Source organism: Streptomyces sp. WM6386 (assembly GCF_000972385.1).
In the GTDB taxonomy this organism is placed as follows: Bacteria; Actinomycetota; Actinomycetes; order Streptomycetales; family Streptomycetaceae; genus Streptomyces.
Window position 1 is genome coordinate 1 of the sequence record NZ_JXTE01000196.1, and the last position, 1,207, is coordinate 1,207.

Annotated in this window: 2 protein-coding genes; both read right to left on the minus strand. The window is 68.4% G+C overall.

Annotated features, from left to right (window positions below; translation table 11 throughout):
- The coding region (locus TN53_RS40680) for a DUF6009 family protein (RefSeq protein WP_046263913.1) at nt 1-249 on the minus strand (249 nt) is incomplete at its 3' end.
- On the minus strand, nt 246-1,207 hold a 962-nt coding region (locus TN53_RS40685), incomplete at its 5' end, for a DNA primase family protein (protein ID WP_046263914.1). The genes TN53_RS40685 and TN53_RS40680, both read right to left, overlap by 4 nt.

The following is a 1,207-nucleotide window of genomic DNA, read 5'->3' on the forward strand; positions in this document are numbered from 1 at the left end:
GGTGTCACGGTCGTGCGGAAGCAGCCAGAACACCCGGCGGCGGAAAGTACCGGAGGAACGGGACGGCTTGGCCCCAGGACCCAGCAGCGCATAGCCGACCATGCGTCCGTCGCGGTGGTAGGGGGGCTTGCCACGGCGCGTCGGCAGCCGGTCCAGGCTCTGGCGTACGTAGTCGAGCGTGTCGATGTCCTCGAGCCAGACGAAGTCGTCCTCATGAACGAGCTCGTCCTCAGCGATGAGGGCGCTCATGCTGTCTCCTCGTCGGCGACCACTCCGATGCCCGGGTAGTACTTGCGCTGGTTGGACGGGATCATCTCCTTGGGCGACGCCAGTCCCACCACCTCTCGGACCCGTGCCGCGAAGGCCCGGGACGAGATCGCCGGGGCACCCTCATTCTGACACCAGGTCTTATAAACCGCGTAGAGCGGTGCCTGTTCCGCCCTCAGCGCCGGTGCGAGCCGGCAGGACTCGGAGAGGAACCGCCCGGTGTGGTCCTCGGTCTCCGCGTACGCCGTGGTGGCGATCCGTACCCGTTCGGGACCGGTGAGGTCCTTCTCTCCGCTCAGGTAGCGACGGGCGCCCAGGATCAGCCAGTTGAGGATTCCGGGCCCCTCCTCGGTGACGAGGATGTCCGCCAGGTTGTCGATCTTCCGGTCGTCGGGGACGACCCGCTCGAACGGGATCAGCCGCATCCGCCGCCAGAACGCGAAGCCACCGGTGCCCACTTCGGGCCGGTGGTTGCCCAGCAGCCAGAGTTTGTGGGTGGGTTCGAAGCTGAAGAAGTCCTGACGCATGCGGCGCGCCTTGATCCGGTCGCCACCCGTCAGCAGCTTCCCCCGGGCCTCGTCGAAGCGGTCCCCCGGCTTGACCTCGCTGCACACGATGACCCGCCGGCCGTGCAGTTCGGCCAGGTCGGTGGGGTGCCCCTCGTAGGGCCGGGCCATCAGGAAGCCGGGCGGCGCCGCATCGGCGTAGTCCCCCACCAGCTTCATCAGGACGTCCAGCAGCACCGACTTGCCGTTCTTGCCTGACCCGAACAGAAACGGCATGACCTGCCCGCCGACGTCCCCGGTGATGGAGTACCCCAGCAGCAGGTGCAGGAAGTCGATCATTTCCGCGCCCTCGACCCCGTCGCCGAAGGTGTCGACGAGGAACCGGTCCCAGCGCGGCGTGGGCATCGGCTGGGGGCCCGCGGGGGGGGAGCGGG